The sequence below is a fragment of the Streptomyces mirabilis genome (assembly GCF_018310535.1).
Taxonomy (GTDB): domain Bacteria; phylum Actinomycetota; class Actinomycetes; order Streptomycetales; family Streptomycetaceae; genus Streptomyces.
The window spans coordinates 6,983,199-7,009,607 of sequence record NZ_CP074102.1; the positions used below are offsets into that span (position 1 = coordinate 6,983,199).

Annotated in this window: 23 protein-coding genes and 1 pseudogene; 8 read left to right on the forward strand and 16 right to left on the reverse strand. The window is 70.8% G+C overall.

From position 1 onward, the window contains the following. Positions 1 to 2: 2 nt before the first annotated feature. Positions 3 to 1,055 (reverse strand): lytic polysaccharide monooxygenase auxiliary activity family 9 protein, encoded by a 1,053-nt coding sequence (locus SMIR_RS30805; RefSeq protein WP_168490272.1) that lies wholly within the window; start codon positions 1,053 to 1,055, stop codon positions 3 to 5. A gap of 170 nt (positions 1,056 to 1,225) precedes the next feature. On the opposite strand from SMIR_RS30805, the gene SMIR_RS30810 reads away from it, so the two are divergent. Then, entirely contained in the window at positions 1,226 to 1,687 is a 462-nt protein-coding gene (locus SMIR_RS30810) for a GNAT family N-acetyltransferase (protein ID WP_168490271.1), read from the forward strand. Positions 1,688 to 1,739: 52 nt separating this feature from the next. Here the strand turns inward: SMIR_RS30810 and SMIR_RS44395 are convergent, their stop codons facing one another. Next, on the reverse strand, positions 1,740 to 1,874 hold the full coding sequence (locus SMIR_RS44395; protein WP_282190303.1) for a hypothetical protein: 135 nt from the start codon (positions 1,872 to 1,874) through the stop codon (positions 1,740 to 1,742). A 239-nt stretch (positions 1,875 to 2,113) separates the two neighbouring features. Between SMIR_RS44395 and SMIR_RS30815 the strand changes: the two genes are divergently transcribed. After that, positions 2,114 to 2,710: a class I SAM-dependent methyltransferase gene (locus SMIR_RS30815; RefSeq protein WP_422664476.1), complete on the forward strand. Its 597-nt coding sequence runs from the start codon at positions 2,114 to 2,116 to the stop codon at positions 2,708 to 2,710. 49 nt (positions 2,711 to 2,759) lie between these two features. Here the strand turns inward: SMIR_RS30815 and SMIR_RS30820 are convergent, their stop codons facing one another. Next, complete coding sequence (locus tag SMIR_RS30820; RefSeq protein WP_168490270.1) at positions 2,760 to 3,260, reverse strand: ribonuclease FAU-1 family protein; 501 nt, start codon at positions 3,258 to 3,260, stop codon at positions 2,760 to 2,762. After that, entirely contained in the window at positions 3,241 to 4,170 is a 930-nt protein-coding gene (locus tag SMIR_RS30825) for a GNAT family N-acetyltransferase (protein ID WP_168490269.1), read from the reverse strand. The genes SMIR_RS30820 and SMIR_RS30825 overlap by 20 nt, the downstream gene beginning before the upstream one ends. Before the next feature lie 71 nt (positions 4,171 to 4,241). On the opposite strand from SMIR_RS30825, the gene SMIR_RS30830 reads away from it, so the two are divergent. Then, positions 4,242 to 4,610: a GntR family transcriptional regulator gene (locus tag SMIR_RS30830; RefSeq protein ID WP_177324034.1), complete on the forward strand. Its 369-nt coding sequence runs from the start codon at positions 4,242 to 4,244 to the stop codon at positions 4,608 to 4,610. Here SMIR_RS30830 and SMIR_RS30835 read toward each other — a convergent pair. Both SMIR_RS30835 and SMIR_RS30840 read right to left on the reverse strand, forming a co-directional pair. Beyond that, a complete protein-coding gene (locus SMIR_RS30835) occupies positions 4,607 to 5,371 on the reverse strand; it encodes a DUF72 domain-containing protein (RefSeq protein WP_168490267.1) in 765 nt (254 codons plus the stop codon). The genes SMIR_RS30830 and SMIR_RS30835 overlap by 4 nt on opposite strands. A 35-nt stretch (positions 5,372 to 5,406) precedes the next feature. After that, entirely contained in the window at positions 5,407 to 6,501 is a 1,095-nt protein-coding gene (locus SMIR_RS30840; protein WP_168490266.1) for a DUF5925 domain-containing protein, read from the reverse strand. A 158-nt stretch (positions 6,502 to 6,659) separates the two neighbouring features. Here SMIR_RS30840 and SMIR_RS30845 point away from each other — a divergent pair, with 158 nt between their 5' ends. Continuing rightward, positions 6,660 to 8,081, forward strand: coding sequence for a GH39 family glycosyl hydrolase (locus tag SMIR_RS30845; protein ID WP_168490265.1), 1,422 nt, complete (start codon positions 6,660 to 6,662; stop codon positions 8,079 to 8,081). Positions 8,082 to 8,130: 49 nt separating this feature from the next. On the opposite strand, the gene SMIR_RS30850 is transcribed toward SMIR_RS30845, so the two are convergent. The 6 genes and pseudogenes from SMIR_RS30850 to SMIR_RS30875 form a co-directional block, all read right to left on the reverse strand. Then, positions 8,131 to 11,997: a lipopolysaccharide biosynthesis protein gene (locus SMIR_RS30850; protein WP_168490264.1), complete on the reverse strand. Its 3,867-nt coding sequence runs from the start codon at positions 11,995 to 11,997 to the stop codon at positions 8,131 to 8,133. Beyond that, positions 11,990 to 12,790 carry a polysaccharide deacetylase family protein gene (locus SMIR_RS30855; protein ID WP_168490263.1) on the reverse strand — a complete coding sequence of 267 codons (801 nt, stop codon included), beginning with the start codon at positions 12,788 to 12,790 and terminating at the stop codon, positions 11,990 to 11,992. The genes SMIR_RS30850 and SMIR_RS30855 overlap by 8 nt, the downstream gene beginning before the upstream one ends. A 43-nt stretch (positions 12,791 to 12,833) precedes the next feature. After that, positions 12,834 to 13,850 (reverse strand): glycosyltransferase family 2 protein, encoded by a 1,017-nt coding sequence (locus SMIR_RS30860; RefSeq protein ID WP_168490262.1) that lies wholly within the window; start codon positions 13,848 to 13,850, stop codon positions 12,834 to 12,836. Next, positions 13,847 to 14,665 carry a glycosyltransferase family 2 protein gene (locus SMIR_RS30865; protein ID WP_054231071.1) on the reverse strand — a complete coding sequence of 273 codons (819 nt, stop codon included), beginning with the start codon at positions 14,663 to 14,665 and terminating at the stop codon, positions 13,847 to 13,849. Before SMIR_RS30865 ends, SMIR_RS30860 begins: the two co-directional genes overlap by 4 nt. A 412-nt stretch (positions 14,666 to 15,077) precedes the next feature. Continuing rightward, positions 15,078 to 15,506: a hypothetical protein gene (locus tag SMIR_RS30870; protein ID WP_212727640.1), complete on the reverse strand. Its 429-nt coding sequence runs from the start codon at positions 15,504 to 15,506 to the stop codon at positions 15,078 to 15,080. Positions 15,507 to 15,727: 221 nt separating this feature from the next. Beyond that, positions 15,728 to 16,285 (reverse strand): annotated as a pseudogene (locus SMIR_RS30875) (S8 family serine peptidase); the annotation flags it as partial. A 117-nt stretch (positions 16,286 to 16,402) separates the two neighbouring features. Between SMIR_RS30875 and SMIR_RS30880 the strand changes: the two are divergent. Next, positions 16,403 to 17,209, forward strand: a complete 807-nt coding sequence (locus tag SMIR_RS30880; protein WP_168490260.1) for an SGNH/GDSL hydrolase family protein — start codon at positions 16,403 to 16,405, stop codon at positions 17,207 to 17,209. A 7-nt stretch (positions 17,210 to 17,216) separates the two neighbouring features. Here the strand turns inward: SMIR_RS30880 and SMIR_RS30885 are convergent, their stop codons facing one another. The 4 genes from SMIR_RS30885 to SMIR_RS30900 all read right to left on the reverse strand — a co-directional run bounded on the left by SMIR_RS30885 (position 17,217) and on the right by SMIR_RS30900 (position 23,986). Then, positions 17,217 to 18,872 (reverse strand): serine/threonine-protein kinase, encoded by a 1,656-nt coding sequence (locus tag SMIR_RS30885; RefSeq protein ID WP_212727641.1) that lies wholly within the window; start codon positions 18,870 to 18,872, stop codon positions 17,217 to 17,219. An 84-nt stretch (positions 18,873 to 18,956) separates the two neighbouring features. Then, positions 18,957 to 20,723, reverse strand: coding sequence for an urease accessory protein UreH domain-containing protein (locus tag SMIR_RS30890; protein WP_212727642.1), 1,767 nt, complete (start codon positions 20,721 to 20,723; stop codon positions 18,957 to 18,959). After that, a complete protein-coding gene (locus SMIR_RS30895; RefSeq protein WP_212727643.1) occupies positions 20,720 to 22,327 on the reverse strand; it encodes a tetratricopeptide repeat protein in 1,608 nt (535 codons plus the stop codon). Before SMIR_RS30895 ends, SMIR_RS30890 begins: the two co-directional genes overlap by 4 nt. A 135-nt stretch (positions 22,328 to 22,462) precedes the next feature. Then, a complete protein-coding gene (locus SMIR_RS30900; RefSeq protein WP_168490256.1) occupies positions 22,463 to 23,986 on the reverse strand; it encodes a DUF4331 domain-containing protein in 1,524 nt (507 codons plus the stop codon). 274 nt (positions 23,987 to 24,260) lie between these two features. On the opposite strand from SMIR_RS30900, the gene SMIR_RS30905 reads away from it, so the two are divergent. From SMIR_RS30905 to SMIR_RS30915, 3 genes are all read left to right on the forward strand, one after another. Continuing rightward, the gene (locus tag SMIR_RS30905; protein WP_168490255.1) at positions 24,261 to 24,803 is read left to right on the forward strand and encodes a sigma-70 family RNA polymerase sigma factor; all 543 of its coding nucleotides are present in this window, start codon (positions 24,261 to 24,263) and stop codon (positions 24,801 to 24,803) included. 184 nt (positions 24,804 to 24,987) lie between these two features. After that, positions 24,988 to 25,812: an anti-sigma factor gene (locus tag SMIR_RS30910; RefSeq protein ID WP_212727644.1), complete on the forward strand. Its 825-nt coding sequence runs from the start codon at positions 24,988 to 24,990 to the stop codon at positions 25,810 to 25,812. A gap of 115 nt (positions 25,813 to 25,927) precedes the next feature. Beyond that, positions 25,928 to 26,197, forward strand: a complete 270-nt coding sequence (locus SMIR_RS30915) for a hypothetical protein (protein ID WP_168490254.1) — start codon at positions 25,928 to 25,930, stop codon at positions 26,195 to 26,197. The last annotated feature ends 212 nt before the right edge of the window (positions 26,198 to 26,409 follow it).

The following is a 26,409-nucleotide window of genomic DNA, read 5'->3' on the forward strand; positions in this document are numbered from 1 at the left end:
AACTAGCGGTCGCGCCGGCCGCCGGTCGTCGCGCGACGGCGGACCGAGGAGAACAGCGCCGCCGCGCCCAGCGCCAGCGCGCTCGCCCCGCCGATCGCGAGGTAGGCGCTGGAGGAGTCACCGCCGGTCTCGGCGAGGTGCCGCTCCGAGACACCCGCGGCCTCGGGCCGGGCGTCGGAGCCGCCGGTAGCGGCGTCGGAGGGGTTCGTGCCGGCGGCCGGAGTGGCTGTGCCGTCGTGGTGGTCGTGCCGCACCGACGACTTGTCGGCACCATCGGCTATCTGCTGCTCGGAGGGCGCGGAAGCGGTGGGTGCCGGGGAGGTCGGCGCGGGGGTGGTACCGCTTCCGGTACTGCCCGTACCGCTGCTGCCCGTGCTGCCGCCGCCGGAACCGGTGTTGCCGGAACCCCCGCCACCGAAGGTGACGTCCGAGCAGGAGTAGAACGCCTCCGGACTGTCCGAGCGCTGCCAGATCGCGTAGAGGAGCTGCCTGCCCGAGCGCTGCGGCAGGGTGCCGGAGAAGGTGTAGTAGCCGTTCGTCGCGGCCGGGTCGGTCTTGGTGGCGACCGGGTGCGCCAGGTCCAGGTCGGCCCAGGCCAACGGCTTGGACGGGTCGTAACCCGCCTTGGTGATGTAGACGTTGAAGGTGCCCTTGTGCGGGGCCGTCACCCGGTACTTGAAGGTGTACGCGCCGCCGCTCACGCTCGTCGTCGGCCAGTCGGCGCGGGCCAGGTCCAGGCCCTTGAACTCGTCGTTGCCCGCGCCGCACAGCTTCCCGTCGGGAATGAGCTGCTGGTGTCTGCCGTTCGCGTCGCCGATCCGGATGCCGTTCCAGTCGTACAGCGCCTGGGTGCCGCCGGCCGCGACGGCCGCCTTGCAGGCGCCGGACCTCGGGCTCTCGGGATTCTCCGCGTAGCACTGGAAGACCCGGCTGACCGGGTCGCCCATCGTGCCGTGCGCGGCGGCGGGCGCCGCGGCGAGCGCGATCAGGGCGACCGGGGCGACACCGACACCGACGGCGACCGCGACGGTGGCGGCCTTGCGGCGAGCAGGCATGGGGGAACTCCTCGAAGCGGACCTTCACGTCTACGGCGGACCCGTGGGGGGTGATCAGCAAGCTAGCCCGAAGAAACCGCGAATTCGCCTGCTGGAGGCGGGTGCGGGAGATCCTTATGGTCGGCTTAAGGGAGTGCTGAGCCTGCGCTCAGGTAGCTACCGTTCTGGCCATGACAGATGCCCCGAACGAACCGGAGATCCGCCCGGCCGTCGCCGCCGACGTCGCCGCAGTGAAGGCGGTGACCGACGCCGCGTACCACCACTACATCGAGCGCATCGGAGTGGTGCCGAAGCCCATGGAGGCGGACCACGCGGCGAACGTGGCCGCGGGGCGGGTGTTCGTCACGGGGGAGCCCGTGAGGGGCCTCGTGGTGATCGAGGCGCACGAGGACCATCTCTTCCTCGACAGCATCGCCGTCCACCCCGACGCCCATGGCAAGGGTGTCGGGCAACGGCTGCTGGCGTTCGTGGACGCACACGCGCGTGCGCTCGGGCTGTCCGAGGTCAGGCTCTACACGAACGCGATGATGTGGGAGAACCAGAAGATCTACCCGAAGTACGGGTACGAGGTGGTGGAACGCCGCGTGGACGGCCGGTACGACCGGATCCACTACCGCAAGCGGCTCGACTGACGGTTTCCGTGCCGGGGCGTGTCTCAGTGCCGGGGCGCGCGGCCCGGGCCGCTCACCCGTCCGGCCACCACGTGCGGTGGATGTCCTTGCGGACCTCCGGACGCTCGGCCGGACGCTCGTCGGCCTCGTCCCGCACTCGGCGGGACTCCGACTTCCTCAGGGGCTTCTGCACGGTCACACGGCGCATGGCTGCCTCCTTGTGCCTACCGGGATCCGCGGTTGTACGGAGGTAGACCCTTTCCGGGAGAGTTGCTCATCAGTCGGGATCTGTCTGTGGCGGCTGTCACGATTCGACTGTCAGTGGTGGGTGTCACCCTGGGGCACATGGCGGGTTACAGCGAAATGAATCCAGGTCAGAGCGGTGTCAAACCGTGTCAGAGCGGTGTGCGGCCGGAGCTCGGTGGCGCGGGCGGGGGTGTGGACCCGGTGGCCGACGCGGACCAGGTGGACTGGGACGCCGAGGCCGCCACCTTCGACGACGAGCCGGACCACGGGCTGCGCGACGCCGCCGTGCGGGAGGCCTGGGCGGAGCGGCTGCGCGCCTGGCTGCCCGAGACCCCGTCCGACGTGCTCGACCTCGGCTGCGGCACCGGCAGCCTGGCGCTCCTCGCGGCCCAGCGGGGCCACCACGTCACCGGGGTCGACCGCGCGCCGCGCATGGTCGACCTGGCCCGCGCCAAGCTCGCCGGACGTGACGCGGTGTTCCTCCTCGGCGACGCGACGGCACCGCCCGTCGGCGAGCAGCGGTTCGACGTCGTGCTCGTCCGGCACGTCCTGTGGGCCCTGCCCGACCCCGAGCGCGTCCTGCGGCACTGGCGCGGGCTGCTGCGCCCCGGAGGGCGGCTCGTCCTGGTCGAGGGGGTGTGGGGGACGCTGAGCCCGGTCGGCATACCCGCGGACCGGCTGGCCGCCCTGCTGGAGCCCCTGACCTCGGACCTCCGAGTGGAGCGGCTGTCCGACGACGCACGGCTGTGGGGGCGCGAGGTGGCGGACGAGCGGTACGCGGTGGTGGCCCACGTCTGACCACCGGGTACTCGACGGTCGTCGAGCGGGTATCCGCCGGGTACCCGCTCTAGCCGAGCAGTGCCTCGAAGTCACCCTCGTGAGCCAGGAGTTCGAGCGTGTCGAGGGCGTTCCGCGCGGCGGTCGCGGCCCGCGGATCGGTGGTCGCGAGGCCGCTCGCCGCGAACTCGTCCTCGTCCAGGCGCAGTACGTCCGTGCCGTCCGCGGAGCGCCACAGGTCCAGGTCGAGGTCCTCGACGACCAGTTCGCCGCCGGAGAGGGTGGCCGGGCGGGTGATGTCGCAGTACCAGCCCTTCCGTACGCCCTCGGCGTCCCGGACCTCCTTGACCGCGTACCAGCGGTCCCGCCAGTAGTACTCGGTGAAGACATCGCCCGGCTCGAACCGTACGAAGCCGAAGTCGCGGACGCCCTCGCCCGCCCACGGCGCGCGCACGGTGACGCGGGTGCCGTCGTCGGCGAGCAGCTCGGCGGGGTAACGGATCTTCGTGCGGCCGGACTTGACGAGGACGATCTCCACGGTGCGGGGTGCGTCAGGCGAGTTCGCGGACATACCGCACCTCCGTCCCGCAGATCTCGTAGCCGAACCACTTGTTGATCGCGATCATCGGTTCGTTGCCGGCGTCGTTGCCCGTGAACGCCTCCGTGCACCCGGCGGCGCGGGCACGGTGCAGCGAGTCGTTCTTGGCGAGCTTGGCGAGGCCGCGACCGCGGAACGCGGCGGCGGTGCCCGTCATCACGGTGCCGTAGCGGGTGCCGCCGTCCGTGCGGGCCGCGCTGAACGCCGCCGGGCGGCCGTCGACGAGCGCGACCGTGGTCAGCTCGGCACTGAACAGGGGGTGGTGCCAGGTCTCCTGGAGCCAGGCCTGGTAGTCCGTGAACTCGTGGGGGATGTCGCTGGGTTCGTCCGCCATCGTCTCCGCGTCCAGGGTGAACAGGGGGCGCGGGTCGTCGGCGAAGTCCGAGCCCTTGCGCAGCTCGACGCCCGGCGGCGGGTCCTGGAGCGGCGGCAGGGTGCCGCCCGCCAGGTCGAGGCGGAGGAAGTGGGCGGAGCGGCTCGCGTGGTAGCCGTGCTTCTCGGCGAACGCGCGGTTGTCCGGCTCGTCCAGGACCCAGGCGAAGAGCTTGGTCGCGCCCAGGGCCGCCAGGTGCTCCTCGGCGGTGCGCACCAGGAGCGAGCCCGCGCCCCGGCGGGTGCGGCCGGGGTCGACGTACACGTTGAGGTAGCCCTGATTCGGCTCCGCGCTGTCGTGCGCGATGCCGACCTGGGCCGTGCCGACCGGTTCGCCGTCCTGCTCCGCGAGCAGCGGACGGTAGTGGGCGTCGGGGTGCGCGTGCGTGACGTCGTACGCGATGGAGTCAGGTGTGTACAGCACGAAGGGGAGGGCGCGGTTGCGGACGTGGGCGAAGCCCTCGGTGTGCCGTCGGTCGTCCGGGCGGACGTCGCTGATGATCACAGTCATGGAGTCGAACGCTACGCGCGAGGTGTGTTCGAGTGCCTCTCATTTTCCTTCCCGTACGGGACAATCGCTCCGTGACGCTGAAGATCCACATCGATGAGGGGGCCGCGCCCTACGAACAGGTGCGTGCCCAGATCTCCGAGCAGGCGCGGTCCGGTGCGCTGCCGGTCGGCTACAAGCTGCCCACCGTGCGGGGGCTGGCCGAGGAGCTCGGCCTCGCCGCCAACACGGTCGCCAAGGCCTACCGGGCACTGGAGTCGGACGGGGTGATCGAGACGCGCGGCCGCAACGGGACGTTCGTCGCCGCCGCGGGCTCGGCGGCGGAGCGCGAAGCGGCGTCGGCCGCACAGGCGTACGCCGAGCGCGTGCACCGCCTCGGCCTCTCGGAGTCCGCCGCGCTGGACGCCGTGCGGGATGCCCTGCGGGCGGCTTACGGGGACTAGGTCTTGTCGTTCGGCGTGCGGGACACCGTCAGGCCCGTTGACCTTGCCGCGTGGGCGAAGGCCACCGCGTCCCGGACGGCCGCCGCGTACGGGTCGTTGTTGAAGTACGCGTACACCTCGTGGTCGTCGGACCAGGTGTCCGCGACGCGTCGTACCCAGGTCGTCAGGGACTGCCGGCCGTAGCGGGGCCACGGCTGGGCGCGGCCCTCGTGGAAGCGGACGTAGCCCCAGTCGGCGGTCCGCCACAGGGGCGTCACGGGGCGGGCCAGCACATCGGCCCAGCAGAGGGCGGCGCCCCGTGACTCCAGTACCTTGCGCACCTCCGGTGTCCACCAGGAATCGTGTCGCGGTTCGACCGCGACCCGGACGCCGGCGGGGAAGCGGCCCAGGCACTCGTCGAGAAGGGCGGGATCGGCGTGCAGCGTGGGCGGGAGCTGGAGCAGGACCGGGCCCAGGCGGTCACCGAGCCCGGCGGCGTGGCCCAGCAGCCGGCCGACCGGCTCCGCCGGGTCGCGCAGCCGTTTGATGTGCGTCAGATAGCGGCTCGCCTTGAGAGCGACGACGAAGTCCGGCGGGGTGCGCTCCCGCCAGCTCTCGAAGGTCTCGTGCGTCGGCAGCCGGTAGAAGGCGTTGTTGATCTCGACCGTGGCGAACCGCGCCGCGTACTCCTCCAGCCAGAGCCGCATCGGCACTCCGTCCGGGTACAGGACGCCGCGCCAGTCCTTGTACTGCCACCCCGACGTGCCGACGAACAGGGTCATACGGCCATCAAAGCACCGCACGGAGTGCCGGGCAGCTACAGATACAGCCCCGCGTCCGCGCCCTCCCGCTGGTCCGGCACCGACGTCGGCGTCGTACCCCGGCGCAGCGCGTACAGCTCGGCCAGGGTCGCGCCGTCGCGGCCGACGCCCTCCTCCGTGCCCAGCCAGCTCACCGCCTCCGGGCGGGTCAGCGCGCCGACCTCGATCCGGGCGAGACAACGGCCGGGGCGGACCACGGCGGGGTGGAGGCGCTCGAGGTCCTCGTTGGTCGTGACGCCCACGAGCACGTTGCGGCCCTGGCCGAGGAGCCCGTCGGTGAGGTTGAGCAGCCGCGAGAGCGCCTGGCCCGCGGTGTGCTTGGCCTCGCCGCGGATCAGCTCGTCGCAGTCCTCCAGCAGGAGCAGCCGCCAGCGGCCCTTGCCCGTGCCGTCCTCCTCGCCGATCGCGATGTCCATCAGATAGCCGACGTCGGAGAAGAGCCGCTCCGGGTCGAGGACGCAGTCCACCTGGCACCAGTCGCGCCAGGAACGGGCCAGGGTGCGCAGGGCCGAGGTCTTGCCCGTGCCGGGCGGGCCGTGCAGCAGCAACAGCCGGCCCGCGATGTCCTCGGGCGTCGTCTTCATCAGCCGGTCCATGGCGTCCGCCACCGGCCCGGTGTAGTTCGGCCGCACCTCCTCCCACGTACCCGCGGAGATCTGCCGGGTGGTGCGGTGCGGGCCGCGGCGCGGGGAGACGTACCAGAACCCCATCGTCACGTTCTCCGGCTGGGGTTCGGGTTCGTCCGCCGCGCCGTCCGTCGCCTGGTCGAGGATCTTGGCGGCCAGTTCGGTGCTGGTCGCGGTGACCGTGACGTCGGCGCCGCGGTTCCAGCGGGACACCAGCAGGGTCCAGCCGTCGCCCTCGGCGAGCGTGGCACTGCGGTCGTCGTCGCGGGCCGAGCGCAGCACGCGGGCGCCCGGCGGGAGGAGCGTCGCCCCGGACCGTACGCGGTCGATGTTCGCCGCGTGCGAGTGCGGCTGCTCGCCCGTCGCGAAGCGGCCGAGGAACAGCGCGTCGACGACGTCCGACGGCGAGTCGCTGTCGTCGACGTTGAGCCGGATCGGCAGTGCGTCGTGTGGGTTGGCAGACATGCCGCCATGATCCGTCACGCGGGCGCCCCGTGCACCCGGTTTCCGCGGTGCGTCCTGTGTGTCGGCTGTGTCGGTCCGTGTCCCCTCCGTCCTGTTACACGGCTGTGGTCTTACAAGACCTGTCCCACGGCCGATCCCCGCCGTTACTGTTGCCCTTGATGGGACGTCATGGGTGGAATTCGGGGGCACGGCGGTGGCGGCTCACCGCGCTGCTCGGCGTGGGAGTGGCCGCTCTGGCCCTGGTGGTGACCTTGCTCAACACCCTGCCCGGAGGCGGCGCGAGCACCGCGGGCACCACCCGCGACGGGGACAAGGTGCACGGCACCCCCGTCACTCCGCCCCAAACCCCGCAACCCGAGGTGGGCTGGGGTTTCACCCACACCCAGTACAGCGCCGACCAGGGCAGTGACACGGCCACCCAGCGCGTCGAGGGGCTGCTGCAGAAGCAGTCGCTGCCGCAGATCCAGCACATCATGGGCTGGGGGGCGGGCAACCCCGAACCCTCCAAGGGGCGCTACGACTTCTCGGAGATGGACCGCCGTATCGACTTCATGCGGAAGTCCGGCGGGACCCCGGTCGTCACCCTGTGCTGCTCCCCGGACTGGATGAAGGGCGGCAAGGCCGGCGCGGACAACACGAACTGGAGCCAGGCCGCCCTGGAGACCGCCCCGGACCGCGCCCACTACGCGGACTTCGCCGCGCTCGCCGCGACCGTCGCCAAGCGCTATCCGGACGTCCGTCACTTCATCGTCTGGAACGAGTTCAAGGGCTTCTGGAACGACAGCAAGGGCCGCTGGGACTACGAGGGCTACACCGAGCTCTACAACCTCGTCTACAAGGCGCTGAAGAAGGTCGACAAGGACATCCTGGTCGGCGGGCCCTACCTCGTCATGGACAGCGTCGACCCGCGCCAGACGGAGAACGCGTCGACGACCCTGAAGGGCACCTGGGGCACCATGGACCAGCGGGTCCTCGATGCCTTCGACTACTGGAACAAGAACAAGGCGGGAGCCGACTTCGTGGTCGTCGACGGCTCCAGCTACACCAAGGACGACGACCTGCTCCCGAACGAGTTCGCGGCCACCGACAAGTTCACCGCCGTCAGCCGGTGGGTGCGCGAGCAGACCCACGGCCTGCCGCTGTGGTGGGCCGAGTACTACGTGGAGCCCGCCGACGGCAACGACGAGCGTACGGGCTGGTCCGAGGCCCACCGCGGCGCCGTCCAGGCCGCCGGCCTGATCGCGATGGCCCGCGGCGGCGCCACCTCCGGCTTCTACTGGAACCCGGAGAAGGAGAAGGGCACCGACTGCGCGGGCTGCCTGTGGACGCCGACCGACAGTGCCGGTGGCGGCGCGGCCCTGCCCATGCTCGACCTCGTCTCCCGCTTCAGCCGGGCGTTCGCCCCCGGCACCAAGTACGCGACGGTGTCCGTGGCCCCCGACGACGTGCCAGGCGTCCGCGTCCTCGCCACCGACAAGGCCGTCCTGGTCGTGAACACCCTGAACCGGTCCATCAGCGCGCAGGTGGACGGCAAGCGGTTCGACATGAAGGCCTACGAAGTGAAGTGGCTCACCCGCTGAACCCGTGATCCCGGGTCCGGGTGAGCCACTCCGCCTGCTGGGCCTCGTGCTACTTCATGGTCAGGAACCGCTGTACGAGCGAGGCCAGCAGCACCGCCAGCAGCGGCAGCGAGAACCAGAAGCTGCTCTGCAGCCACCGCAGCTGCCGCACACTCGGCCGCACCGCGACCCGTACGACCTCCCGCGCCGCCAGCATGATGATGAGCGCCACGGCCGCCAGCGCGCCGACGACCGACCACGGTGTCCAGGTGACCAGGGGACCGATCGGCCCGGGAGCGGGCTCGAGTACCTTGCCCGCGGGCTGCTTGCGCAGCGCGTACATCGTCACGTCGTCGTTGACGAGGACCTTCTTCAGGTCCTGCCGGTCGTCGAGGTTGCGGATGAGCCGCGACTCCCAGGTCGCCGAGTAGCCCACGTCCATCTGGAGGTAGACCACCTGGCTGCGGTTGATCATGAGGTACGAGTTCGGGCCGGCGTCCTTGAGCGACTTGACCAGCCCTGACACCAGCACCGGGTCGCTCGGCGCCAGCGTCGGCACGTACTGCACCTTCTCCATGTCCCGGGTGCCCCACGGCATCGCGGGCGTCACGTTGTTGACCGTGTCGTTGCTCAGCCACAGCAGCCGTACGGTCGGCTTGTCGTGCGCGTACACGTAGTTCATGGCCGTGACCTCGCCCGGCCGGATGCGCTCGAAGGACTCGTTGCCCCAGCGGGCCACCAGGAAGCCGCCCATGAGAAGCAGACCCGTCATGAGCGCGGCCAGCGGGGCGAGGCTGACCCGGTCCTTCTCCCGTTCCTTCGCGGTGGCGCCGGTGCGCGGGAAGAGGGCGAGCCCGGCCAGCAGTGCCGCCCCCGGCAGGGCGAACATGAAGACCCGCAGGGCCATCTCGCCGCCGTACGACTGCATGCCGAAGCCCAGGAACGGGACGAAGGTGAGGACGATCAGCGACCGCTCGCGGTACTTGTGGTCGCGCCGCCGCCACCAGCCCCAGCAGGCGAAGGCCATCACACCGCCGGCGAGCAGCACGCGTGTGTAGAGGACGAGTTTGTGCGTCGAACTGCCGCCCTGGATACGGCCGGAGACGGAGGTCGACACATTGCTGCCGACGCCGCCGACCCCGCCGAACAGGTCGTTGAAGTGCCCCGACCAGTAGGGCTCGGCCATGAAGCCGATCCAGACGGAGACCAGGACGGCGAACAGGATCGGCAGCCCGCGCAGTTCGGATCGGCCGACGAGGACGAGGACCGCGAGCACGCCGAGCATCACGAACGGGGTGAGCTGGTGAGCAGGGACGCTCGCCGCGAACAGGCCGATCAGCACCATGAGGAGCACGGCCCGCTGGCGCCGGTCGGTCGGCTCGACCTCCGCCTCGCCCGGGCGCGCCTTCGCCCACAGCACACGCGGCGCCCGGAACCACACGAGGAGGATCGCCACGAAGACGAGGTAGAGGAGGTAGGTGAAGCCCTGCGGGGAGAAGTAGTCCTGGCCCACCCAGCCGCTCAGCACGAAGATCCAGATGCCGGTCCACTTGGCGCGCCAGCTCGCCCGCATCGAACGCACGAGCAGGAACATCGGGGCCAGGTAGAGCAGTTGCATGGTCAGCGGCCACCAGCGGATCACCTCGGTGAGGTCGCTGACACCGCAGGCCTTGGCGACGAACGCGGCCCCCGCGAAGAAGCCCGGCCAGCTCCAGCGGGCGTCCAGGTCGGGTACCGCGGAGCCGGTGCGGTCGATGTAGTCGATGAAGCCGAGGTGCTGCCAGGCGGTGGCGAACCGTGGCTCGGTCTCGATGACGGCGGGGAGCGCGTGCAGGGAGATCACGGTGGCGAGCAGGGTGATGAGCAGCAGGCCCTTGTGCTCGCGGTTCATCCAGAGCAGCGAGGCGAAGACCGTGATCAGGAGGGCCGCGCCCACGAGGGTGGGCAGCGGCAGGACGGAGATGAGGCCGAGGCCGCCCATCTCGTCGAGGGAGGCGTCGTTGAGGCTCAGTGCCGGAACCCAGTAGAGGAGCAGCGCGGAGATCAGGAGGAAGCCGAGGAGCACGCCGGGTTTGGAAGGGTGTCGTAGGCGGTCGCGGAGGAGTGGAATGGTGTTGTCCGGCGGCTGCGGGTCGTCCGTGGCCGGGCGCGCGGTTCCCCGGGCCCCTGACGGGGCGCTGTCCGTGCCCTCTGTTTCGAAGGAGGGCGTCACCGCGAAGGAGGGCGTTTCGAAGGGGGCGTCCACCTCCGGGGCTTCCGCCGGGCCCAGGGAAGCCTCCGAGCCCGGCTCCCGCGCCTCCACGGGCAGCCCCACCGAGGGCAGTTGCGGCTTCATCGCCCAGGTCGGGCGGTGGTCCGGGCGTGCCTTGGGTGTGCCCGTGGGTGGGGTGCCGGGGCCCGGGCGGACGTCCGGGCGGCGTTCCTGGTGGTCGAAGTCGACGTGCACGCCGAGGGCGAGGGTGTCGGAGTCGAGGGCCCAGGCAGGCCCCCGCTTCGCCTCGCGCGGCTTGGTCGCGGCCACGTCGCGTGCGCCGAGGTCGGCGAGGTCCCCGTCCGGCGCCGCGCCCGCCGGGAGTTCGGCGGGCGGCGCGGTCCGTACGATCTTGAACAGCTTGGGCGCGGCGATCGACACGATCACCGCGAGGCTGGAGATCTCCGCGACGCCCGCCCCGGTCAGGCCCATCCGGGGCAGCAGGATCACCGTCAGGCCGAGGACCAGGACGCACAGCAGGCCCTGCAGATAGGCGAGTCCGGAGGTGCGGCTCTGGGCGCGCAGCACCGCGAAGTACGTCTCCATGACGACCCGCAGCAGCGCGCCGACCGCGAACCAGCGCAGCAGCGGGGTCGCCGCGTGCGCGTAGCCGTCGCCGAAGACGTGCAGGATGAACGGTGCCCCGACGAACAGCAGTCCGCACACGGGCAGCATGATCCGCGCCATGCGCTTGAGCGCGGCCCGGGTGTTCGCGGCGAGCCGCGCGGGGTCGTGCGAGCCTTCGACGGTCAGCGAGGCGCCCATGTTGATGGCGAGCAGGTTGACCGTGCCGCCGATCGTCGTGGTGATGTAGAAGTACGCGTTGTCGGAGGAGCTGACCTGCGAGGCGACGATCACCGGGACGAGATAGACCACGGCGAGCGAGAAGAGCGAGCCGGTGTAGTCGCCGGCCAGGAAGCGTCCGACCTCCTTGAGCGTGGGCGGGTTCGCGCGCTCCTCGGTCGCCTTGATGTGCCGGGGGACCAGCCGCCGGAAGACGAGCAGGCCGAGCGGTACCACCGACAGGGCGATCGCGGCGACCCAGGAGACGAAGACGCCCGTCGTCGGGATCGCGGCGGCGAGTGTGACCAGCAGTGCCAGCTTCACCGCGGAGAACACGGTGTTGCCCACCGGCACCCAGAGCGCGCTGCGCAGTCCGGTCAGCACGCCGTCCTGCAGGGTCAGCAGCGACCAGGCGACGACCGCCAGGATGAAGCCGAGGCCGTTGAGCGAGCCGTGCAGGAAGCGGTACGAGGGTCCCCATGCGTTCAGCGTCAGCAGGAAGGCCACGGCGGCCAGCGCCACGACCACCGAACTTCCCGCGTACGTACGGAAGATGAGGCGTCCGGTGGCGCGGCCCGCGACGGGGATGAAGCGGGCCAGGGCGCCGGTCAGGGTCACTGCGGTCAGGCCCGCCAGGAGCTTCATCGCGGCGATCGCGGCGGAGCCCTGGCCGACCGCGGCGTCGGAGTAGTAGCGGGCGGCGACCAGCCAGTAGCCGAGCCCGAGCACCGCGGAGATCCCGGTGTTGAGCATCAGGGCGTAGGCGTTGCGGAAGAGTTGGTTGCCTCCGCCGCCGCCGTCCTTGCGGCCCCGGCCGGGCAGGCGGAGGCGGCGCCCGGTCCGTTGCTCGGGCGCCTCGGCGGTGGGCGATGAAGCCTGGGCTGTGGTCGTCGTGTCAGACACGGGAACGGATGGCCTTCCGGCGGACCTGTCGTGCTCTTCGGACCATGGCGTACCCCTTGGTGAGGGCGCGGTCCCGGACGAAATTGCGGGCGATCGCGCGGCCCTCGACGAGCCGCTCGAACTCCTCGATACCGGTGTTGCGGCGCACGGTCACGCGTTGCAGGGCGTACGGTCCCTGGCGGCGGCGCGCCAGACCGTTGCCGACGGCGAGCGACTGGGCGAAGCCCGTCTCCCGCACCACCCGGCGCACCCGGCGGCTGGAGTAGCCGTAGGGGTACGCGAACGAGACCGGGCGGGTGCCCAACTCGTCGGCGATGATCTCCTTGCAGCGCAGCACCTCGAACCGGAGTGCGTCGTCGGAGAGCTGGTCCAGCTGCGGATGCGTGTGGCTGTGCCCGCCGATCTCGACCTGCTCGGCGGCGAGTTCTCGCACCTGAGCCCAGCTCAGCATGGCGTCGAGGCCGCCTCCGGTGTCGTACGCGCCCTTGATCCACCCCGTCGAGACGAACAACGTGGAGGCGAAGCCGTGCTTGGCCAGCACGGGCAGCCCGTGCCGGTGCACGCCCTCGTAACCGTCGTCGAAGGTGATCAGCACGGGTCGCTCCGGCAGCGGTCCGCCGGACCGCCAACTCGCCGCCAGCGCCGCCGTGTCGACCGGGGTGAACCCCTGGTCCCCGAGCAGTGCCATCTGCTCGGCGAACGCCTCGGGCCCCACGGACAGCTCACGCGTCGCGTCATTGGGCGCGGCGGCGATGGAGTGGTACATGAGGATGGGTAGGGGAGTGTCGTTCATGGGGCCGCCACACCTCCCGCGACCCGCGGGGGTCCTCCTGTGGTCATGCCGCCGCCCCCTCGCGTCCCGGACCGCTCCCGATCCCGTTCTCGATCTCCGCCACGGTGAACGTGGCGCCGCCCCTGCGGGCCCGGACGCTGCCGAGTACGTACCCCCCGGCCGCCGTCAGAACACCGGCCACGATGGCGCCCGCTCGGCCCGCGCCGCCGGGGCGGGCGAGCAGGGCGTCGCGCAGTCCGCGGGCCACCCCGGCGGGCAGGACGCGGGTCGTGTAGCGGCGTTCCGACTCGAGGCCCTTGTCGGCGCCGACGCTCCGGGCGACCAGGGCCTTGGAGAGGCCCTCGGCGTAGGCGCGGGTGCGGAAGTACGCGAAGTGCTCGCGTGGTTCGGGCACCCGATGGTGGATGACCGCGCGGTCGTCGATCAGCAGGATCGCGTCCGGGCGGGCACGGGTGAGGCGGATGCACAGCTCCGTCTCCTCGCAGCCCAGCGGACGCTTGTCGCCGTCGCGGCCGATGCCGGTCGCGAAGCCGCCCGCCGCGTCGAACGCCGTACGACGGAAAGAAGCGTTTCCGCCCAGGACGTTGCGGACCTGGACCCGGCCCGGCGGCAGCCCCTTGTACGTGCAGCCCACCACCCAGTCGAACTCCTCGGGGAACCAGGCGGGCCGGCGCCCCGACGCCCAGATCGGCATCGTACGGCCGCCGACGGCCATGACCCGCGGGTCGGCGTACCCCGAGGCGAAGTGGCGCAGCCAGTCGCGCTCGGCCACGGCGTCGTCGTCGAGGAACGCGATGATCTCGCCGTGCGCGACGGCGATCCCGGTGTTGCGGCCCGCGGACAGGCCGCGCGGGCCCGCGTTGGCGAGCACCCGTACCGCGTCGGTCTCCTTGTACTCCCTGCTCAGCCGGTCGAGCAGGGTGGCGTTGTGGTCCACGACGAGGAGCGTCTCCAGAGCGGGCAGCGACTGCGCCCGCACCGAGGAGACCGCCGCGACGATGTCCTCCCAGCGGTCCTCGGTGTAGACGCAGATCACCACAGAGATGTCGGGACTGCTCAAGACACCTCTCCCTGGCCCGAGTCGAGCTGGGCGGCGTGCGGCCTGCGGCGCAGAGCACGCCGGTTGGAACGCTCACCCATGATCACCTTGAGCACCCGGAACCCGTCGCGCACGGCCCGCAGATTGCTCGTGCCGTGGATGCGGAGGTACTCGTGGCTGGGTATCTCCTGCACCTTGAGCCCGGCCTTGACCACCCGGATGTTCATCAGGGTCTCGACCTCGAAGCCGGTGCAGTCGAGTTCGATCTGGTCCAGGCAGTGCCGCCAGAACGCGTTGTAGCCGTAGCAGAGGTCGGTGTAGCGGGCGCCGAACTTGGCGTTGACGGCCGCGCAGAGCACGCGGTTGCCCAGCTTGCGGATCGGTGTCATGTCGGAGGTGCCGCCGCCGTTGGCGAACCGCGAGCCCTTGGCGAAGTCCGCCCCGGACACCAGCGCGGACACATACGACACGATCTCGTGGCCGTCGGCCGAGCCGTCCGCGTCGACCATCACGATGATGTCGCCGGTGCACGCCTCGAATCCGGTGATCAGGGCGTCGCCCTTGCCCTTTCCCTGCTGCTCGACGACCTTGACGTCGGGCCACAGTTCACGGGCCACTTCGACGGTGTTGTCGGTGGAATTGCCGTCGACAAGAACCACTTCGTGTATCCAGGCGGGAAGGGTCTTGAAGACGTACGGGAGATTCTCCGCCTCATTCATGGCGGGAATCACGACACTCACCGGCGGCGCAATGGCCAGGTGAGAGGAGATCGGCCGGTATTTGCCGGCCATTAACGGATCTTCGCCCGATACGGCTGGGCGCAGGACTGAGCTCATGAGTCTGGTCCCTCTCGTCCGGTGGACCGCCCGCCCCTGGGCGGTCCGGCTTTTAGTCCGGTTCGAAAGGGGGGTTCTCACTTACGGCATGACGAAATGGATCTCCGTGCATGCCGGGTGAGCTGGCAAAGCTGGCCGATTCCGAAGACAGAAGTCCGAAGACGGAAGCCCGAGGACGGAATTCCGGATGCGGAAACCGGTCGCGCGGCACGACTCGGCACAAGTGTGGTCACCGAGCACGGCACCCCCCTACCGCGCCCCGCGCCGGGCCCTCTTCGCGATCTTGAGCCCTCCCCTAGATCGCATGTGCGTGATGGTCCGATGCGGGTGAGATGTATGACGGTATTGACGATTGCGTCCATATGGCAAGGCCTGGAACGACGCCTCACGTTTTTGTTGGTTTGACCGTTACCTAACGACTCGAACGGATTTTCCCCATCCGTTTGCGCACTCGCCGTACCACCACCAGGAGGAGAACGAGAGAGCTGATCGCCGTCACGGCCACGATTCCGCCGTGGACCGACCACCGGTGCACCGCCAGCATGCCCTGGGCGACGAGGAGGTCGACGGCGATCGCTCCCGCGACGGACACCACCGTGCGGGCGAAGGGATCCAGTCCGCGCAGCGCGGCCCCGATGGCGGCTCCCGGTGCGGCGAGCAGGAAGAAGAGCGTGAACGGGCCGCGCAGGGAAGAGTTCACGTCGGCGAGCGCGAGTACCGCGCCGACCCCCGCGACGGCCACCGCCATGCCCGCGAGCAGCGGGACCAGGTCCCTCCCCGGATCCTGTCCCGACCGCTGGTCACTGTCTGATGAAGGTGACTTGATGCCTATGGTCTGCATTGGCGACTTTGCCCCCCGACGCGCCGGATGCCGGGCTTCAATGTCGCGCAGCGGGCTGGGGGCCGTCAAGATGCGGTAGGCACTCATGGGGGCTTCTCGGTCGACTTCAAACATGTGGCACGAGTGTTCACCGCGTGTTCCCCGGAGGGGCCGGCTGCCTCCGGGGAACTGCGTTGCGGTTCAGGCGGGTTGGGGCGTCACGGGGCGATCTTCCCGAGATGTCACGGGACGATCTTCAGCAGCCGGTTCGGGGAGCCGGAGCCCGGGCTGGTGACCTTGCCCGTCGTGGCCCCGTTCACCAGAGCCGTGGCGACCTGTGCCGGGGTGGCGGAGGTGTGGCCCGCGAGGTAGACGGCGGCCGCGCCCGCGACGTGCGGGGTGGCCATCGACGTACCGGAGATGGTGTTCGTGGCGGTGTCGCTGGTGTTCCAGCCCGCAGTGATGGAGGAGCCGGGGGCGAAGACGTCCAGGACGGAGCCGTAGTTGGAGTAACTGGCCTTGGCGTCCGTGCTGGTGGTGGCGCCGACGGTGATCGCCGCGCCGACCCGGGCGGGGGAGTACGAGGAGGCGCTGGCCCCGTTGTTGCCCGCCGCGACCGCGTAGGTCACGCCGCTCGCGATGGAGTTCGCGACGGCGCTGTCCAGCGAGGTGGAGGCGCCGCCGCCCAGCGACATGTTGGCGACCGAGGGACCGCTGTGGTTGCCGGTCACCCAGTCGATGCCCGCGATCACGCCGGCGGTGGTGCCGGAACCGGAGTTGTCGAGCACCCGCACCGACACGTTCGGGTGTCACGGGCGACGGCGGCAGGGGCCGAAAAGTCTTGGCATGGACACTTCCTGTCAACACGCGTAGCTGCTACGACAGTTGTGGCAGAGATCCTGCTAAAGGGAGGTTCCATGAGACGTTCCCGAATTACGGCATACGTGACCTCACTCCTCCTCGCCGTCGGCTTCGCCCTCACCGGGGCTGCGACGGCGCAGGCGTCCGGAACCGTCGCGGCCACCGGCTACGTGGCCCTCGGCGACTCCTATGCGTCCGGTGTCGGCGCGGGCAGCTACATCAGCTCAAGCGGCGACTGCTTGCGCAGCACGAAGGCGTACCCCTACCTCTGGGCCGCCGCCCATTCACCCTCGTCCTTCGACTTCACGGCCTGCTCGGGGGCCCGTACAGGTGATGTCCTGGCGAACCAGCTGGGCCCGCTCAGCTCCTCCACCGGCCTTGTCTCTCTCAGCATCGGCGGCAACGACGCGGGCTTCGCGGACGTCATGACGACGTGTGTGCTCCAGTCCGACAGCGGCTGCCTGTCCCGCATCGCCACCGCCAAGGCCTACGTCGACTCCACGCTCCCCGGCCAACTCGACTCCGTCTACTCCGCGATCAGCTCGAAGGCGCCCGCCGCCCACGTGGTCGTCCTCGGCTACCCCAGGTTCTACGAACTGGGCGCGACCTGCCTCGGCCTCTCCGACACCAAGCGCGCCGCGATCAACGACGCGGCCGACTACCTGGACAGCGCCATCGCCAAGCGCGCCGCCGACCACGGCTTCACCTTCGGCGACGTCAGGAGCACCTTCACCGGGCACGAGCTCTGCTCGGGCAGTGCCTGGCTGCACAGCCTGAACCTGCTGAACATCACCGAGTCGTACCACCCGACCGCGGCCGGACACTCCGGCGGCTATCTGCCGGTCTTCACCTCGGCGGCCTGACCACCCCTCACGGAGACGTGGAAGCGGAGGCCTCGTCCGACGGGGTCTCCGTCACACATGTCACCGAGAACGGCACCGAGTTGGACGTCGTCCGGACGGGGCTGCGGACCTCCACGCTGATCTCGTTCTGGAAGATCCCGCTCGCGTTGTACGTCGACAAGAAGATCGACTTCTGTTTGGTCCTGCCACCGTCCGACGAGAACGACAGGGTCTTCCAGCCCGGGTCGGACACCTCGCCCGTCTTCAACACCCAGCGGTACTCGACGTCCACCGGTACACGGCCCACCGTGAAGGTCGCCGTGAAGGTCGGCGCCTGGGCCTGGGGCGGCGGGCAGGAACCGGAATAGTCGGTGTGCGCACCCGCGACCGTCACCTGCACGGACTGGGCCGGCGGCGAACTCGTACGAGCGCTGCTCGACGGACTGGCCGAGGGAGTGGAACCGCCGGGCGCGGCGCTGTTGCTCCCGCTCTTGCTCGCGGACGGCGAAATCCCGCCGCCGGAGCCGCTCTTGGTGCCACTTCCGCTGCTGTCGTTGCTGCTCCCGCCGCCGTTGTCACGGTTCACCAAGGCGTACGTCAGTCCGCCCAGCGCGAGTGCGAGCGCGATCACGCCCGCGATCACGGCGGCGGCCGCGCGCCGGTTGCGGACGGGTTCCGTCGAGGTGGGGGAGTCGTGGGGCGGCGGGTAGGGCGTGTAACCCGGCTGCGGTCCTTGTGGACGGGTCCGGGACGGCGCCATGGGAGGCCCGAATCCCGGCGGCCGCGGCGCGGGTTGGGAGAACGAGGAGATCGTCGGCGACTGGGCGGCCGGCGAAGGCGGTCCCGCGGCCGGGGAGCCGCCCGCGGCGACGAGCCGCAGATCGCTCTCGGCCTGCGCGGCGCTCAGCCGCTCGGCCGGGTCCTTCCTCAGCAGACCCTCGATCACGGGCGCGAGCGGCCCCGCGCGACGCGGCGGCGGCAGCGGCTCGTCGACGATGGCCCGCAGCGTGCTCAGCGGGGTGTTGTGACGGAAGGGCGAGTTGCCCTCGACCGTCGCGTACAAGAGGACCCCGAGCGACCACAGGTCGGACTCGGGCCCGGGCGTACGACCGAGCGCCCGCTCGGGGGCGAGGAACTCGGGCGAACCGATGACCTCGCCCGTCATCGTCAGCGCCGAACTGCCCTCGACCGTCGCGATACCGAAGTCCGTGAGGACGACCCGGCCCTCGTTCGACAGCAGCACGTTGGCCGGCTTCACATCGCGGTGCAGCACCCCGGCCTCGTGCGCGGCCCGCAGGGCGGAGAGCACCTCGGCACCGATGTCGGCGGCGCGCTGCGGCGACTGCGGACCCTCGGAGTCCAGCAGATCGGACAGGGCGATGCCGCGCACGATCTCCATGACGATCCAGGGGCGGCCGTCCTGCGTCGCCACGTCGTACACCGTCACCACATTGCGGTTCGCGACCCGGGCCGCGGCCCACGCCTCGCGCTCCAGCCGGGCGTACATCCGCTCCACGTCGCCCGCCGGGATCCCGGCGGGCGCGCGGACCTCCTTGACGGCGACCTCGCGGTGCAGCACCTCGTCACGGGCGCGCCACACGGTCCCCATACCGCCCTCGCCCAAGGGGGAGAGGAGACGGTAGCGGCCCGCGATCACACGTTCACTGCCCGGCTCTTCGGACACGGGTGTCCCCCATTCGTATCCGCTGTGCATCCGCGTGATGTCTTTTCACGATGTCTCTTCGCGTGATTTCTCCACAAAAGTAGCTCAGCCGAGTGCGGATGCCGCCCCCTTGAACACCAATCCAGCCCCAAGGGCGATGACGATCAACGCCGAACCCAGGGGGGCGGTCCTGCGGATCAGGGCCGCGGTCGGTCCCCCGGCCCACCGGGGACGCTTCGCCAGCGCCCGGTTCATCCCGTCGTTCAGCTTGACGACGGCGAACCCGGCCGCCGTGAGCGTCAGGGCGAGTCCGACGCCGTACGCCAGGACGAGAAGTAGGCCGAACCACGCCTGTCCCAGCGCCGCCGCGCCCACCAGGACGACCACGGCGGAGGGGCTGGGCACGAGTCCGCCGGCGAATCCGAGCAGGATCGTGCCGCGGAGGGTGGGGGCCACTTCGTGGGTGTGGGTGAAGCCGCCGTGGGTGTGTTCGAGGGTGGGGGAGGCGGCGTGGTCGTGCGACTGGGGGTGGGGGTGCGCGTGGTCGTGGTGGTGGCCATGGTCGTAGTCGTGGTCGTGGGAATGTCCGCGCTCGTGCCCGTGTGTGTGCGGCTTGCTGTCCGTCGTCGCCGCCGCTGCCGTCGTGGCGGAAGCGTGGGCGTGGGCGAGGACCAGGGGGCGTTCGTGCTCTTCGGCGTGCTCGTGCTCGTGGTCGTCAGCGTGGCTGTGCGCGTGGTGGTCATGGGGGTGGTCGTGCGCGTGTCCGTGGGCGTGCTCAAGCCCGGGTCGCCGCGGCCGGTTGCGCCAGGCCCGGCGTACGAGCGTGGCGCCCGCGAAGGTCACCAGGACGCCGCTGGCGATGCCGAGCCACGCGATCACGGAGGGCGCCGCGGCCGAACCGGCCGTCACCAGGAGGCCGAGGGCGACCACGCCCAGGGTGTGGGTGACCGTGACGGAGGCGGCCAGCGGCAGGACGTCACGCAGCCCCGCCTTGCCGCCGCGCGCCGCGGCCGTCGCGGCCATCAGGGTCTTGCCGTGACCGGGCGCGAGTGCGTGCATCGCGCCCAGGAACACGGAGATGACCAGGGCCAGCGCGGCGAAGCCGACGGTGAGGTGATGGCGGGCCACCAGGTTGTTCAGCGCCTCGGTCCAGCGGTCGGCGCCCCGGGGCAGCACGGAGGCGCCGGGGGCCTCCGTCCGTTCCTCGGCGAGGGCGGGGCCGCCGGGGCGTATCCGCAGGGACGCGGTCGCGGTGTCGGCGGGGGAGGAGAGCAGCGCCTTGGGGTAGCTGGTCAGTTCGTGCGACACCGACTTGGTCGGTATGTCCGAGGCGGTGAGCGTCATCCGGTCGCCGCGCGCGGTGATCTCGCGCCAGCCGGGTCCCCGGTCGGCCCCGGCGCTGTGGAAGCGGAGGGAGACCGTGCCCTGCTTGGGCAGCGCGGCCGTCAACCGGCACTCCACACGCAGGGTGTTGAGCCCGGCCTGCCCGGGGCGCAGCTTCGCTCGGCTCGTGGCGACGGAGAGCGCGGCCGGATGTCCGTCGACGGTGACCCTGCTGCCGGTCGCGGCCGTCTCGCAGCGCTGCCGGGCCCAGTCCGTCATACCGAGCTTCGCCAGGTCGGGCTTGGCCTGGGTGGCCGGGATCTCGGCGAGGTCCTCGACATGGTCGACGCGCAGCTGCCCGGGGGCGGCGACGAGTCCGTCGTACCGGTTGACGGTGAAGTTGCCGAGCGGATGCGCGCTCGCGGCCCCGGTGGGGACGAGGACGAGGGCGCAGGCTGCGGTGAGGACGGCCGCGCAGGAGGCGAACAGGCGACGCGACCTCCCCTGCGGGGTCTTCGCCCGCCGACCGCGCGTTCGAGGGGGCCTCACTTGCCCTCCCCCAGAGCCTTGCGCGCCGCACGGGCACCCAGGGGTGAGAAGCCCGCGTTCAGGTCGAGCGCCGACTTCAGCGAGGCGCGGGCCTCTTTCTCGTTTCCGGTGGCGCGCTCGATCATGCCGCGGTGGTAGAGGAAGGACGCGTTGCGATAGCCGGTGGCCGTGGCCTGGCGGGCGTACGGCAGGGCCTCCTTGTCGCGGCCGTTGACGTGCAGCGCCCAGGCGAGCGCGTCCGCCGTGTGCACGGTGTGGCGGCGGGCCCACTCGGCGCGGGCCGCCTTGAGCGCGTCCCCCCGGTTGCCGTGGTCGGCGGCGGCGAGGGCGGTGTCCAGGTCGGCGTTGACACCATAGGAGTGGGCCAGCGAGACCCAGGCGGTCACCAGGGAGTACTGGTCACGGGCCTTCTGCGCGTCGCCGGCCCGGCCGCGTGCCTCGTACAACTCGCCCAGTTCGACGAGCGGTTGGGGGAGCGGATAGCGCTCCACGACCTGTTCCATGCCCTTGATCGCCGCCGCCTGGTCGCCCTTCGCGGCCTGGGCGCGGGCGCGGCCCTCGAGCGCGGGGAGGTAGCTGTCGTCGGCGGCCAGGGCTCGGGCGTAGTACTTCAGCGCGGAGTCGTAGTCGCCCTGGTTCCAGGCGAGTTGGCCGAGCGCCGCCGCCACGTACGAGACGTCGCCCCGGCTCGTCGCCGTGTCGAGCGCCTGCTGAAGGACGCGGCGGGCGGTCTTCACATCGCCGCGCAGCTCGTGGACGTAGGCGTACCGGGTGAAGACGGGGACGCCCGGCCGGCGCGAGTCGGCCAGGTCGGCGGCCTTCGAGGCGTCGGCGTAGCGGCCGAGTTCGACGAGTGCGTCGATACGGGAGGAGAGGGCGCGCTCGCTGTACGGGTTCTCCTTCAGCACCTTGTCCGCGTAGGTCAGGGCGCCGGTGAAGTCGTGCCGTGCCGCGGCGAGGGCGGCGCGGCCCGCGAGCGCCGACTCGTTGTCGGGGCGCAGCTTCAGGGAGCGGTCCAGTGCCTGCTGTGCCTGGGGGTAGCGGGAGGGGTCGCCCTTGGTGCGGGCCTGCTCGACGTAGGCGAGTCCGAGGGTGGCCCAGCTGTCGAAGTCCTTGGGCTGGGTGCGGAGATGGGCCTGCAGCGAGGTGATGCTGGCGTCGAGGTCCCCGCCGGCCAGCAACTCCGGTGACACGGCGCCGCTGGTGGCGGCGACCGCGGTGCCCGAGCCGTCCCGCAGGGCCCCGACGATCACCGCTCCGGCGGTGAGAGCGAGCGCCAACGAAGCGGCGCAGAGGCCGAGTTGGGCCGCACGCCAGCGGCGTGTCGAGGCGGACACCCGCCGGACGGCGGCGACGCGTTCATCGGCCGTGGGCAGCTGGTCCTCTGGCACGGGCAGGTGGTCTTCGGCCGTGGGCTGCTTGGCTTCGGGTTCGGGCAGGTGGTCTTCGGCCGTGGGCTGCTTGGCTTCGGGTTCGGGCAGGTGGTCCTCGGCCACCGGCAGCTTGGCTTCGGGCTCGGGAGCGTGGTGCGGAGGCTGTGGGTCGGCCGTCGTCACCTCGTCGGGCTCGCCCTCCGGCGCGCTCTCGTTCGTACGCGGGGACATGCCCTCTCCTCAAAGTCCTTGGGGTGAACGGTCGTCGTGGGGGTGGGGCGGCGCGGCCCGCCGTGGGGGTGATGGTTGCGGGCCGCGCCAGTCGGTGGACCGGGCCCGGTCAACGGGCCCGGTCGCCAGGGCCGGTCAGTAGGCCCGGTTGTACATGCGGCGGCGCCACCACATGACACCGGCGCCGATCAGCAGGACCCCGGCCACGCCCGCTGCCGCGGAGCCCGCGATCAGCATGGTGTTGGTGCCGCCGGTGCCCGACTGAAGGGCGTCACCCAGCTGGTTCTTGACGCTGCTGCCGGTGCCCTTCGCCAGCGGTCCACGCGAACCCGAGGTGGGCTCGGCCACGTAGGGGAACGACTTCTCGAAGCTCTTGTCGTTCTTGTCGACCGAGTCCGACAGACCGGTCTTCTGGCCGAGGAGTTCGCCCTCGACGACCCGCAGCGAGGCATCGATCACGTCGTCGGCGAGCCGACGGCCGTTCGGGAAGCCCGCGTTGTCGCCGTCGAGCACACCGAGCCGCTTGGGGTGCATGCTGGGCTTGATCGAGGTGTTGAGCCGCAGTTCCTCCGCCGGGCGCACCTTGGGCGGCTGGTTGAGGCCCTTCACGCCCTTCAGGAACACGTCGACCAGGTCGTTGCGCGGCTCGGCGGGCGCCTTGATCTTGTAGATCGCCTCGATGAGCTTGGGCAGCTCCGGGTTGGTCACGTTCTTCAGGAACTGCGCGTCGTCCCAGGGCGAGGACGCGTTGAACTTGTCCTTGTCCTTCTGCGGGTTGACGACCTCGTTGACCAGCGGGCTGCCCAGGCGCGAGACCTGCGTGTAGTAGCCGCGGGCGTCCTTGCGCTGGACGGTGGACCAGATGCCGACGATCGGCTGCTTCGACGACTCCTGGATCATGTAGTTGGGCACCTGCAGGGCCAGTGTGTTGACGTTGTAGCCCTTGAGCGTGTCCCGCCCGACCTCGGACAGGTTGCCGCCGTACAGCAGGTCGAAGACCCGCAGATCGGCGAAGAAGGGGTCGTCCGCCTGGCCGGCGAAGGTCGTCGAGTCGCCCGCGAGCTTGTACACGGCCTGGTTGCGCAGCTTCGTGTAGTCCGGCATCGAGGCCTTGCCGACGTTCGACGGGGCGACCGGGATGTCGTCCGCGACCTTCGTCTTGGAGACCAGCTTCTGGTTGTGCAGCCGCAGCAGATCGATGTCGTAGGTCTGCGTGATGTTCAGGTCCGGGTCGTCGAGGCTGTTGACCGGACCCGTGTTGTAGAGGAACGTGTCGCCGTTCTTGCGGTGCGTCTTGAAGGTGTACCGGTACACCAGCTCGCTCTGCGCGTCACCGTTGTTGTCGATGTGGATGTCGTACTGGGCGTCGTCGGCGAACGTGTAGAAGTTCGGCCCGCCGGCCGGCTCCTCGAAGGGTATGAAGTTCGCGATGACCGTCGTCGTGTCCGGCTTGTCCGGGCTGACGAAGGCGTACAGGTCGGTGTTGTCGTACTGGGGAGTACCCGAGATCAGCGGGGCCTCCCGGTGACTGGAGGCGGAGGCCGCCCCGGGGTCCAGCGCGGCTACGCCGGCGGCTACGAGCCCCCCGGCAGCCAGCGCACCGCAGACGAGGGTCGCGAGACTCCTGCGTCCCAAGCCACTCCTGGAGATAGGTGTCATGCCGTCCGTCCTCAGATCCCAATTGCCTGACGCACGCCATTCGGAGCGGTCGCCGGGGTGGATTGGTCGAATCCCAAACGTTCTTACGGCGGGTTTCGCGGCTCGTTTCATCGTCGGGCCGGTTTCTTTCACGGCGCTCTCAGAGACCCCTCATCACTCTTTGGCAACCGACCCGCGTTTTGACTGCCGTGATCCGTAACCCATCCGGAGGCGCTCGCGCTGCGAACATGTAGGTGCAGGGACAGGCCGCGCGCGGCCGGAGAGGGGGGAACGAGTGGAGGCGGACGAACTTCTGGTGCTCGTGGCCGGAGGCGACCAGAAGGCATTCGAGGAGCTGTACGGGCAGGTGTCCGGGCCCGTGTTCGGACTCGTACGCCGCGTCGTGCGGGACGCGGCCCAGTCGGAGGAGGTGTCCCAGGAGGTGCTGCTCGAACTCTGGCGCTCCGCCGCTCGGTTCGACCCCGGCCGGGGCAGCGCCCTGTCCTGGATCCTCACCCTCGCGCACCGGCGGGCCGTCGACCGGGTACGCAGCGCCCGCGCGGCCACCGAACGCGAGCAGCGCGAGGGGCAGCGCGCCCATCATCCCGCCTTCGACCAGGTCGCCGAGGAGGTGGAGGCCGGGCTCGAACGCGAGTGGGTACGCCGCTGCCTGGAGCGGCTCACCACCCTGCAACGGCAGTCCGTCACCCTCGCCTACTACGACGGCTACACCTACCGCGAAGTCGCCGAACGCCTCTCCCTGCCGCTCGGGACGGTCAAGACACGCATGCGCGACGGTCTGACACGGTTGCGCCACTGCCTGGGAGGTGTGGCATGAGCGCGCGTCGGACTCCGCGCCATGCGGACGGCGTGCCGGGCCGTCAAGCCCCCGCACCGACGTTCGAGTTCGCCCGCCAGGGTCGTGTTCCACACCCGCGGCGCCTTCCCTCCGGCTCCCGGCACCCCCGTCTCCGCGCCCTGGAACTGCCCAGCCGCGCCCCGCACCCCCAGGGAGGCGTCGTATGAGCGTCCTCGACCGTCTGCTGCGCCGCGATCTGCACTCGCTCGCCGCGCCCTACGCTCTCGACGCACTGGAACCCGACGAACGCCGCCGCTTCGAGCGCCATCTGCGGGGCTGCCCCCGGTGCGAGGCCGAGGTGCGGGAGCTGGGCGAGGACGCGGTGCGGCTCGCCTGGTCCACCGCGGCACCCGCCCCGGCCGCCCTGCGCGAACGGGTCCTGACCGCCGTACGCACGACTCCTCAAGAGGCGCCGGACCCGTCGCACCCCGCGCACCCGTCGCAGGCGTTGCCGAACGGCGTGCCCCGTGGGCGCGCGGCGCACGGGCCCGCGCGCGGCCGGACCCCGCGCTTCCGGTCGCTGCTCGTCCCGCTCTCCACCGCCACCGCCGCCGCGGCGCTCGTCGTGGCGTCCCTCTTCGCCGTCCAGGCGACACAGACCCAGGACAAGCTGGACCAGGAGCGGGCCCAGGCACGTGAGATCGCCCACGTTCTGGCGGCCCCCGACGCCCGGGCGACGAGTGACAGGGATTCACAGGGCCGCGGAATCGGAGTGGTTGCCTCCGCATCGGAGCGGCGCGCCGTCGTGACCCTGAGCGGACTCGGTACTCCGTCGGGGGGGCGCGTGCACCAGTTGTGGCTCATGCGCCCCAACGTGCAACCGCGCTCCCTCGGGCTCTTCGAGGGCGACACGCCCTTGATGGCCGACGGACTGAATACGAACGCCACGTCACTCGCTGTCACCGTCGAGCCCCAGGGGGGCTCGGCACAGCCCACCACCACGCCAGTTGTGCAACTCGCCCTGAAATCGGTTGGATTCGGAGAGTGACCGTCAACACCCTTACGGGGAAGGTGAATCCTGCTGCCGCGATACACGAGTGCCATGAGGGAGCGATAGGGTTAGCCTGCCCGGGCCGGGTGGACTCGTACGGGTGGGGAGAGACATGGAACAGATAACAGTGCGCAGCAGGGCACGTGTCCCTGCGATCACCTGCGGGAGCAGCGCGACCAGTTCGCGCCTCGACCGCCATCTGGCGGTGCTGGGCGGCCCTGCCGTCCCGCAACGCGAGACAGCCGAGGCGACTTTGCTGATGCGTGAGCTCACCGCCCGTGACACCGCGCACGACAGCAGTGGGAGGGGCGCGCGCGTACGGCGGGTCTCGCTCTTCGCCCCTCTGAAGCGGTTGCGTCGTTCGCTGTTCGGCGGCCACTAGTACGGTCGCGCGGTACTCGAACCCGCGCTCAGGCGACCACACCGCCCCGGCGTAAGCGCTGCGTTCTCGCCGCCCGTCGTCCCCACGGCACGCAGCGCCGCCCCGGTGTGCTCCCCGAGCGCGGGTGCATCCCCGTTCGTCTTTTTGTGCGCCTCGTTCCCACCCGGCGGCGCGCGGTGGCTCCTGTCTCCCCCTCACTCCCGGCCCTCGGC

Bases quoted from the DNA above. Each gene is read 5' to 3' on its own strand.
- SMIR_RS30805 (WP_168490272.1), bottom strand. From the start codon at position 1,055: ATGCCTGCTCGCCGCAAGGCCGCCACCGTCGCGGTCGCCGTCGGTGTC.
- SMIR_RS30810 (WP_168490271.1), top strand. From the start codon at position 1,226: ATGACAGATGCCCCGAACGAACCGGAGATCCGCCCGGCCGTCGCCGCC.
- SMIR_RS44395 (WP_282190303.1), bottom strand. From the start codon at position 1,874: ATGCGCCGTGTGACCGTGCAGAAGCCCCTGAGGAAGTCGGAGTCCCGC.
- SMIR_RS30820 (WP_168490270.1), bottom strand. From the start codon at position 3,260: ATGTCCGCGAACTCGCCTGACGCACCCCGCACCGTGGAGATCGTCCTC.
- SMIR_RS30825 (WP_168490269.1), bottom strand. From the start codon at position 4,170: ATGACTGTGATCATCAGCGACGTCCGCCCGGACGACCGACGGCACACC.
- SMIR_RS30835 (WP_168490267.1), bottom strand. From the start codon at position 5,371: ATGACCCTGTTCGTCGGCACGTCGGGGTGGCAGTACAAGGACTGGCGC.
- SMIR_RS30840 (WP_168490266.1), bottom strand. From the start codon at position 6,501: ATGTCTGCCAACCCACACGACGCACTGCCGATCCGGCTCAACGTCGAC.
- SMIR_RS30845 (WP_168490265.1), top strand. From the start codon at position 6,660: ATGGGACGTCATGGGTGGAATTCGGGGGCACGGCGGTGGCGGCTCACC.
- SMIR_RS30855 (WP_168490263.1), bottom strand. From the start codon at position 12,790: ATGAACGACACTCCCCTACCCATCCTCATGTACCACTCCATCGCCGCC.
- SMIR_RS30865 (WP_054231071.1), bottom strand. From the start codon at position 14,665: ATGAGCTCAGTCCTGCGCCCAGCCGTATCGGGCGAAGATCCGTTAATG.
- SMIR_RS30870 (WP_212727640.1), bottom strand. From the start codon at position 15,506: ATGCAGACCATAGGCATCAAGTCACCTTCATCAGACAGTGACCAGCGG.
- SMIR_RS30880 (WP_168490260.1), top strand. From the start codon at position 16,403: ATGAGACGTTCCCGAATTACGGCATACGTGACCTCACTCCTCCTCGCC.
- SMIR_RS30895 (WP_212727643.1), bottom strand. From the start codon at position 22,327: ATGTCCCCGCGTACGAACGAGAGCGCGCCGGAGGGCGAGCCCGACGAG.
- SMIR_RS30900 (WP_168490256.1), bottom strand. From the start codon at position 23,986: ATGACACCTATCTCCAGGAGTGGCTTGGGACGCAGGAGTCTCGCGACC.
- SMIR_RS30910 (WP_212727644.1), top strand. From the start codon at position 24,988: ATGAGCGTCCTCGACCGTCTGCTGCGCCGCGATCTGCACTCGCTCGCC.
- SMIR_RS30915 (WP_168490254.1), top strand. From the start codon at position 25,928: ATGGAACAGATAACAGTGCGCAGCAGGGCACGTGTCCCTGCGATCACC.